Genomic DNA, 8409 nt, shown 5'->3' with positions numbered 1-8409 from the left:
CGGCGGCCGGTGGTCGACCAGGCGGGGCTGGACGCCCGGCGGCGCCGGGAGAACCTCGCGGGAGCGCTGGAGGTGCGCGCGGGCGGCGTACACCTGCTCGCCGGCGGGCGGGTCGTGCTCGTCGACGACCTGATCACCACCGGCGCGAGCCTGGCCGAGGCGGCGCGCGCGCTCCGCGCGACGGCCGGAACACGCCGGGAGTGGGACATGCCTGTGTATCGCGGCGCAACTCGGGAAGGTAGGGAGGAACGACAGACCGGGCCGCGATCGCAGAGAGGAAAGTCGGTGCATGGGGCACCGGAAAAGGGGCCGATGAACATCATCGGAAGTGCCGTCCGGGCAGCGGTGATCGCCGCGCCCCGTGATTCTTTCGAATAAGCGGGGAACCGACCAAGAACTTGCGTCGTTGCAGGTAGCGAGGGGAGTAATTCACCTGATCGGAGGTACGCCCCAGTAGAGGGTGACGACATCCGTCCGGGCGAGATATGTTCGGTTGTGAGGAAAGGCCCAGGCCACACCTCGCATATCCGATTGCCGTGCCGTGGGTTTTTCGCGAACTCACGCGCAACGGGGATGGAGATCTCGCCCATGGGGGAGGAGGAGGTGGAAGTCACCGAGTCCGAGGTTCCGGGGCATACCGGGACCTGGTGCGAAAGGGAGACGCTCCGCCTAGAGCGTGAGCGATCCGGGAACGGAGTTCTGCGTGGACATCGTCGTCAAGGGCCGCAAGACCGAAGTACCTGAGCGGTTCCGTAAGCACGTGGCCGAGAAGCTGAAGCTGGAGAAGATCCAGAGGCTCGACGGCAAGGTGATCAGCCTCGACGTCGAGGTGTCCAAGGAGCCCAACCCCCGTCAGGCCGACCGCTGTGACCGGGTGGAGATCACGCTCCACTCCCGCGGTCCGGTGATCCGGGCGGAGGCATCGGCCAGCGACCCGTACGCGGCCCTCGACATGGCCGCGGAGAAGCTGGACGCACGGCTGCGCAAGCAGCACGACAAGCGAGTCGTGCGCCGGGGCGCACGACGCACCCCGGCCGCCGAAGTACCCGACGTCGTCCCCGGCGTGGCGACGCTCTATCCCGATGGTGAGCCCGTCCCGACCGCCGGGTCCGACGGGGTGCCCACCAAGAAGATGGGCTCGCTGGAGGTCAGGGGCGACGGCCCGCTGATCGTCCGCGAGAAGACGCACGTCGCCTCCCCGATGAGCCTTGACCAGGCCCTCTACGAGATGGAACTGGTCGGCCACGACTTCTACTTGTTCGTCGACTCCGAGACCAAGGAGCCGAGCGTCGTCTACCGGCGGCACGCCTACGACTACGGCGTCATCCACCTCAACACGGACCCGATGGTGGCGGAGGCGCAGCCGCCCGCGGCGGGTGACACGCTGGGCGGCTGACCTGCCCGGCGGGAGCGGAGACGGTGCCCCTGGGACGCGTGTGCGCCCCCAGGGGCACCGGTGTGCGACCAGTTCGCCCCCCTGTGCGTCACCGTTGGGGCGCCGGAGCATGAAATCATGACCGCACCGGCCCAACCGGTGGGCCGCTGCCTTGGGTTGGCGATGGCACGGAATCACGGGCCACAGCCTTCAGGGGGAGGAACGATGGCGGACACCTTCGGACCGATGCGCGACGCGGGCGCCGACGACGGCGTCATCGGCATGGAGCCGGACCTGGACCTCGAACGCGAGGAGCCGATCCGGGTGCTGGTGGTCGACGATCACGCGCTGTTCCGCCGCGGTCTGGAGATCGTGCTCGCGGCCGAGGAGGACATCCAGGTCGTCGGCGAGGCCGGGGACGGCGCCGAGGCCGTGGACAAGGCGGCCGACCTGCTGCCCGACATCGTGCTGATGGACGTGCGGATGCCGAGACGGGGCGGGATCGAGGCGTGCACCTCCATCAAGGAGGTCGCCCCCAGCGCGAAGATCATCATGCTGACGATCAGCGACGAGGAGGCCGACCTCTACGACGCCATCAAGGCGGGCGCGACCGGTTACCTGCTCAAGGAGATCTCCACCGACGAGGTGGCCACCGCCATCCGCGCGGTCGCGGACGGGCAGTCGCAGATCAGCCCCTCCATGGCGTCCAAGCTGCTCACCGAGTTCAAGTCGATGATCCAGCGCACCGACGAGCGGCGGCTGGTACCCGCGCCCCGGCTGACCGACCGGGAGCTGGAGGTGCTCAAGCTCGTCGCCACCGGGATGAACAACCGGGACATCGCCAAGGAGTTGTTCATCTCGGAGAACACCGTGAAGAACCACGTCCGCAACATCCTGGAGAAGCTGCAGCTGCACTCCCGGATGGAGGCGGTCGTCTACGCGATGCGCGAGAAGATCCTCGAGATCCGCTAGGAGAGCATGCGGGCCAGCTCCAGCGTGAGCGGCGCGCGGAGTTCGGGGGCGTCGACCCGCTCCACCCGGACGTCCGTGCAGCCCACCCAGGACGCGGCCTCCACCAGGGCCTGCGCCACGCCCGGTACCGCCTTCGGGCCGTCCAGCGTGACCTGCCGCGCCACCAGCGTGCGGCCCTCGCGCGCCGGGTCCACCCGGCCGATCAGCCGCCCGCCCGAGAGCACCGGCATCGCGAAGTAGCCGTACACCCGCTTAGGCTTGGGGACGTACGCCTCCAGGCGGTGGGTGAAGCCGAAGATCCGCTCCGTGCGCGCCCGTTCCCAGATCAGGGAGTCGAACGGGGAGAGCAGCGTGGTGCGGTGGCGGCCTCGCGGGGGCGTCGCCAGCGCGGCCGGGTCGGCCCAGGCGGGCTTCCCCCAGCCCTCGACCTCGACCGGCACCAGCCCGGATTCGGCGATCACCGCGTCGACCTGCTCACCCTTGAGGCGGTGGTAGTCCGCGATGTCGGCGCGGGTGCCCACGCCCAGCGCCTCACCGGCCAGCCGGACCAGGCGGCGCAGGCACTCGGCGTCGTCCAGGTCGTCGTGCAGCAGTTCCTTCGGGATCGCGCGCTCGGCCAGGTCGTACACCCGCTTCCAGCTCCGGCGCTCCACGCAGACCACCTCGCCGTACATCAGCGCGCGCTCCACGGCGACCTTGGTGCCGGACCAGTCCCACCAGTCGCTGGTGCGCTTCGCGCCGCCCAGCTCGGTCGCGGTGAGCGGGCCCTCGGTGCGGAGCTGCTTGATCACCTGGTCGTAAACGCCCTCGGGCAACCGGTGGTTCCAGTGCGGGCGGTCGCGGTAGGCGCGGCGGCGGAACGCGAAGTGCGGCCACTCCTCGATGGGGAGGATGCACGCGGCGTGCGACCAGTACTCGAAGGCGTGGGGCGCGCCGGAGGCCGGCGTGTGCCAGTAGGCGGACTCCACGGACGTGCGGCCGACCGCGCCCAGACGCGCGTACGGGATCAGCTCGTGGGAGCGGGCCAGCACCGAGATGGTGTCGAGCTGGACCGCGCCCAGCGCCCGGAGCACCCCGCGTGCGCCCGAGCGGCGGTCGGGCGCGCCGAGGAAGCCCTGGGCCCGCAAGGCGAGTCGGCGGGCGTCGTCCGCGGTGAGGGTGACAGCGGGGCGCGGCAGGGTCGTCATGACGGGGACGATAGAGGGTGCCACTGACAGCCCCCGGCGACCTGCGCTTTCGCCTCCGACGGCCGGGCAGGGGCGGGCAGATACGGCACCGAGGAGCGCAGCCCGAGGTCCGAGGGGAGCAGCGAGCCCACCCACGAGTCCCGCCGGATGCCCCTGCTGCCCACGCCGGCGCGCAGGACGCCCTCGACGGTGAAGCCGAGCCGTTCGGCCACCGCGCGGGAGGCGCTGTTGCCGACCTCGGCGCGCCACTCCAGCCGGTCCACCGAGAGCGCGGTGAAGGCCCAGCGGGCGACGGCGGACGCGGCCTCGGTGACGTACCCCCGGCCGCGGTGCTCACGCGCGGCCCAGTAGCCCAGCTCGCCGTGGCCGGGGCCGCGCATGGCGACGCTGAGCATGCCGGTCAGGTCCCCGGCGGGCAGGAAGGCGCCGAAGGTGTACATCGAGTCGTCCGCCCAGCTCTCCGGCGCGGTGCCGCCGACGAACGCCTCGGCGTGTTCCCGCAGGTAGGGCGAGGGGAAGGAGGAGATCCAGCGCTGGATCGCCGGGTCCTGGGCCGCCGCGAACACGGCCTCGGTGTCGTCCGGACGGACGGCGCGCAGCAGCAGGCGTTCGGTGGTCAGTACGACGGGGTCCATCCGGCGAGTGTGCGCGGACCGGACATTCCGCGCCAGCGCATTTCGCCCTGCGTGAGCGACGTATCACCATTCGCGCAAATCTCGGCGTGGCGCGGCACCATCCGTGGTCCCAGGACGTTGTTCGGAGTGAAAGGACCACTGCGCCGCCGGGCCTCCCGGCGTGGCGGGGTCCTCGCATACGATGGCCGTTGCTCAATCAAGTCTTATGGAAACCGACCGTCCCAGGCCCGACCGGCAAGGAGACCACCCCCCGTGTCCGTCCTCTCGAAGATCATGCGTGCAGGCGAAGGCAAGATCCTGCGCAAGCTGCACCGCATCGCGGACCAGGTCAACTCCATCGAAGAGGACTTCGTCGACCTCTCCGACGCCGAGCTGCGGGCTCTCACCGAGGAGTACAAGCAGCGGTACGCGGACGGCGAGAGCCTGGACGACCTGCTCCCCGAGGCGTTCGCCACCGTCCGTGAGGCCGCCAAGCGCGTCCTCGGCCAGCGTCACTACGACGTGCAGATCATGGGCGGTGCCGCCCTCCACCTCGGTTACGTGGCCGAGATGAAGACCGGTGAGGGCAAGACCCTCGTCGGCACCCTGCCCGCGTATCTGAACGCCCTCTCCGGCAAGGGCGTCCACCTGATCACGGTCAACGACTACCTGGCCGAGCGCGACTCCGAGATGATGGGCCGCGTCCACAAGTTCCTCGGCCTCGAAGTCGGCTGCATCCTGGCCAACATGACGCCGGCCGAGCGCCGCGAGCAGTACGCGTGCGACATCACCTACGGCACGAACAACGAGTTCGGCTTCGACTACCTCCGCGACAACATGGCGTGGGCGTCGGACGAGCTGGTGCAGCGCGGTCACAACTTCGCCATCGTCGACGAGGTGGACTCCATCCTCGTCGACGAGGCCCGTACGCCGCTGATCATCTCCGGCCCCGCCGACCAGGCCACCAAGTGGTACGGCGACTTCGCCAAGCTGGTCACCCGCCTGAAGAAGGGCGAGGCCGGCAACCCCCTCAAGGGCATCGAGGAGACCGGCGACTACGAGGTCGACGAGAAGAAGCGCACCGTCGCCATCCACGAGTCCGGTGTCTCCAAGGTCGAGGACTGGCTGGGCATCGAGAACCTCTACGAGTCGGTCAACACCCCGCTCGTCGGCTACCTGAACAACGCCATCAAGGCCAAGGAGTTGTTCAAGAAGGACAAGGACTACGTCGTCATCGACGGCGAGGTCATGATCGTCGACGAGCACACCGGCCGTATTCTCGCGGGCCGCCGTTACAACGAGGGCATGCACCAGGCGATCGAGGCGAAGGAAGGGGTGGACATCAAGGACGAGAACCAGACGCTCGCCACGATCACCCTCCAGAACTTCTTCCGCCTCTACAAGCGCCACGACCAGCAGGGCAAGGAAATGCCGGGTCTCTCCGGCATGACCGGTACGGCGATGACCGAGGCCGCCGAGTTCCACCAGATCTACAAGCTCGGCGTGGTGCCGATCCCGACCAACCGGCCGATGGTCCGCAAGGACCAGTCGGACCTGATCTACCGCACCGAGGTCGCCAAGTTCGAGGCGGTCGTCGACGACATCGCCGAGAAGCACGAGAAGGGCCAGCCGATCCTGGTCGGCACCACCTCGGTGGAGAAGTCGGAGTACCTCTCCCAGCAGCTCAGCAAGCGCGGCATCCAGCACGAGGTGCTGAACGCCAAGCACCACGAGCGTGAGGCGTCGATCGTCGCGCAGGCGGGCCGCAAGGGTGCCGTGACGGTGGCCACCAACATGGCCGGCCGCGGTACCGACATCAAGCTCGGCGGCAACCCCGAGGACCTCGCCGAGGCGGAGCTGCGCCAGCACGGGCTCGACCCCGAGGAGCACATCGAGGAGTGGGCGGCCGCGCTGCCCGCCGCGCTGGCCCGGGCCGAGCAGGCGGTGAAGGCCGAGAAGGAAGAGGTCGAGCTGAGCGGCGGCCTCTACGTCCTCGGCACCGAGCGGCACGAGTCGCGCCGTATCGACAACCAGCTCCGCGGCCGTTCCGGCCGTCAGGGCGACCCCGGCGAGTCGCGGTTCTACCTCTCGCTCGGCGACGACCTGATGCGGCTGTTCAAGGCGCAGATGGTCGAGCGCGTGATGGCCATGGCCAACGTGCCGGACGACGTGCCGATCGAGAACAAGATGGTCACCCGCGCGATCGCGTCCGCGCAGTCGCAGGTCGAGCAGCAGAACTTCGAGACGCGCAAGAACGTCCTGAAGTACGACGAGGTGCTCAACCGGCAGCGCGAGGTCATCTACGGCGAGCGGCGCCGCGTCCTGGAGGGCGAGGACCTGCAGGAGCAGGTGCAGCACTTCATGAACGACACGATCGACGCGTACATCGCGGCCGAGACCGCCGACGGTTTCCCCGAGGACTGGGACCTCGACCGGCTCTGGGGTGCCTTTCGGCAGCTCTACCCGGTGAAGGTCACCATCGAGGAGCTGGAGGAGGCCGCGGGGGACCGGGCGGGTCTCACCGCGGAGTTCATCTCCGAGTCCATCAAGGACGACATCCACGCCCAGTACGAGGCGCGTGAGGAGCAGCTCGGCTCCGAGATCATGCGTGAGCTGGAGCGGCGGGTCGTGCTGTCGGTGCTGGACCGCAAGTGGCGCGAGCACCTCTACGAGATGGACTACCTCCAGGAGGGCATCGGCCTCCGCGCGATGGCGCAGAAGGACCCGCTGGTGGAGTACCAGCGCGAGGGCTTCGACATGTTCACCGCCATGATGGAGGGCATCAAGGAGGAGTCCGTCGGCTACCTGTTCAACCTGGAGGTCCAGGTCGAGCAGCAGGTCGAGGAGGTCCCGGTGGAGGCCCAGCCGGTCGGCGAGGGCGTCCAGGACATCGTGCCCGCGCAGGTTCCGGCCGGGGCGCGTCCGGAGATCCGCGCCAAGGGCCTCGACGTTCCGCAGCGCCGCGAGCTGCACTTCTCCGCGCCCACCGTGGACGGCGAGGGCGGCGTCATCGAGCGCGACCTCGAGGACGACGAGCCCATCCGCTCCGAGTCCGACGGCCTGACCCGCGCGGAGCGCCGCCGCCAGGCGAAGGGCGGGCGGCGCCGCAAGAAGTAGCGGGCGCAGCTTCAGCAGAGACTCGGGGCCGGACCCTCCTTGGCGGGGGCCCGGCCCCGAGTCGTGTCGTACCAGCGCCAGGGGGCCGGTGCGGCACAGCTCGGACGGTCCCTGACGCCCTTCAGGCGCCCGTCAGGACGCTGCGGAGCGGCGGGGTGAGGGAGTGGCCAGTTCCACCGCTGTGCAGCGCCAGCGGAGGTCCTCGGACTGTTCGAGGCGGAAGGCGAGGGCGCGGAGGTGGGTGCCGGCTGCGATGCGGGCGAAGACTTCCAGGGCGCCCGAGCGGGGGACGAACCAGCCGAGGTCGTGGACGGTGGGGCGGGGGCCGTGGGTACGGAGGGGGGTGCGTTCGGCCAGGCGGACGAGGTCGTCGTAGGCGGAGCCGGCGGTGTGGCGGAGCATCCAGTGGACGGGGCGCTGACCGCTCAGGACGGCCAGCAGGCGGTCCGCGAAGAGGTCGGTGGGGCGCGCGGTGGTGGTGCGGCTGCGGGTGGGGGTGCCGGGGCGGCGGGTGTCGTGACGGGTCGGCGGGCGGTGGTGCGGCCGGGTCTGCGGCTTGCGGCTCATGACCTTGTTCATGGAAGTCCCCGTTCGGCGGCCCGGCGGATACCGGGCGGTAACTCAAGTAGGTGGGGACCTTGTACGGGGGCGGGGACCGGCCGGGCAAGGACGTCCGGCCGGTGTCGCGGGCGCTGCGGGCTTCACTTATCCGGGTGACGGAGGGCTCCGTGAACCCCCTGGCTGCGCGGTTCGGGAGGGTGATGTGCGGGGTGGTGGGTTGACGCCGTAAGGGGGTCGGGCGGGAACTCGAAAGGGGACGGCCGCACGTATTCTGGAGGCCCTCCTTTGACCAGGAAAGAGCGGCCCGCATGCGCGTCTACGTACCCCTCACCCTCCCCGGCCTCGCCAAGGCCCACGAGACGGGTGTGCTGGCGGCGGACCCGTTCGCCGCCTACGCCGTGACGCCCGCCCTGCGCGAGTGGTGCGGCACGGACGACCTGGAGGAGCTGGAGTACACCGCGCTCGGCGAGGCCGCGGGCGCCTCGCTGCGGCTGCTGGCCGCCGACCCCGAGGCGGCCCCGCGCCGCGTCGTCGTCGCGGTCGACGTCGCGGACGGCGCCGTCACCCCGGACGGGGACGGACT

The 8409-nt window shown here is 70.1% G+C and carries 7 protein-coding genes and 1 pseudogene; 5 read left to right on the top strand and 3 right to left on the bottom strand.

The genetic code is table 11. From position 1 onward, the window contains the following. From GT030_RS30060 to GT030_RS30050, 3 genes are all read left to right on the top strand, one after another. Positions 1-378 (top strand): phosphoribosyltransferase family protein (locus tag GT030_RS30060; RefSeq protein WP_161203790.1); only part of this gene is annotated, 378 nt, incomplete at its 5' end. 325 nt (positions 379-703) lie between these two features. Further along, positions 704-1396 (top strand): ribosome-associated translation inhibitor RaiA, encoded by a 693-nt coding sequence (raiA, locus tag GT030_RS37455; protein WP_161203791.1) that lies wholly within the window; start codon positions 704-706, stop codon positions 1394-1396. A gap of 204 nt (positions 1397-1600) precedes the next feature. Then, a complete protein-coding gene (locus tag GT030_RS30050; RefSeq protein ID WP_161203789.1) occupies positions 1601-2347 on the top strand; it encodes a response regulator transcription factor in 747 nt (248 codons plus the stop codon). On the opposite strand, the gene GT030_RS30045 is transcribed toward GT030_RS30050, so the two are convergent. Both GT030_RS30045 and GT030_RS30040 read right to left on the bottom strand, forming a co-directional pair. Continuing rightward, complete coding sequence (locus GT030_RS30045) at positions 2344-3534, bottom strand: crosslink repair DNA glycosylase YcaQ family protein (protein WP_161203788.1); 1191 nt, start codon at positions 3532-3534, stop codon at positions 2344-2346. The genes GT030_RS30050 and GT030_RS30045 overlap by 4 nt on opposite strands. Beyond that, on the bottom strand, positions 3531-4169 hold the full coding sequence (locus tag GT030_RS30040) for a GNAT family N-acetyltransferase (protein ID WP_161203787.1): 639 nt from the start codon (positions 4167-4169) through the stop codon (positions 3531-3533). Before GT030_RS30040 ends, GT030_RS30045 begins: the two co-directional genes overlap by 4 nt. A 252-nt stretch (positions 4170-4421) precedes the next feature. On the opposite strand from GT030_RS30040, the gene secA reads away from it, so the two are divergent. After that, positions 4422-7265, top strand: coding sequence for a preprotein translocase subunit SecA (secA, locus tag GT030_RS30035; protein WP_161203786.1), 2844 nt, complete (start codon positions 4422-4424; stop codon positions 7263-7265). Positions 7266-7397: 132 nt separating this feature from the next. Here the strand turns inward: secA and GT030_RS30030 are convergent, their stop codons facing one another. Next, positions 7398-7844 (bottom strand): Rv3235 family protein, encoded by a 447-nt coding sequence (locus tag GT030_RS30030; RefSeq protein ID WP_161203785.1) that lies wholly within the window; start codon positions 7842-7844, stop codon positions 7398-7400. 290 nt (positions 7845-8134) lie between these two features. On the opposite strand from GT030_RS30030, the pseudogene GT030_RS30025 reads away from it, so the two are divergent. Continuing rightward, positions 8135-8409 (top strand): annotated as a pseudogene (locus tag GT030_RS30025) (hypothetical protein); the annotation flags it as partial.

Origin of the sequence: Streptomyces sp. SID1328 (assembly GCF_009865595.1) — a bacterium.
Classification (GTDB): Bacteria; Actinomycetota; Actinomycetes; order Streptomycetales; family Streptomycetaceae; genus Streptomyces; species Streptomyces griseoluteus.
The sequence above is the reverse complement of the archived record's forward strand: the minus strand, read 5'-3'. Positions and strand labels throughout refer to the sequence as shown.

Excerpts from the sequence above, each read along its gene's own strand:
- GT030_RS30050 (WP_161203789.1), top strand. The coding sequence starts at position 1,601 with ATGGCGGACACCTTCGGACCGATGCGCGACGCGGGCGCCGACGACGGC.
- GT030_RS30045 (WP_161203788.1), bottom strand. The coding sequence starts at position 3,534 with ATGACGACCCTGCCGCGCCCCGCTGTCACCCTCACCGCGGACGACGCC.
- GT030_RS30040 (WP_161203787.1), bottom strand. The coding sequence starts at position 4,169 with ATGGACCCCGTCGTACTGACCACCGAACGCCTGCTGCTGCGCGCCGTC.
- GT030_RS30030 (WP_161203785.1), bottom strand. The coding sequence starts at position 7,844 with ATGAACAAGGTCATGAGCCGCAAGCCGCAGACCCGGCCGCACCACCGC.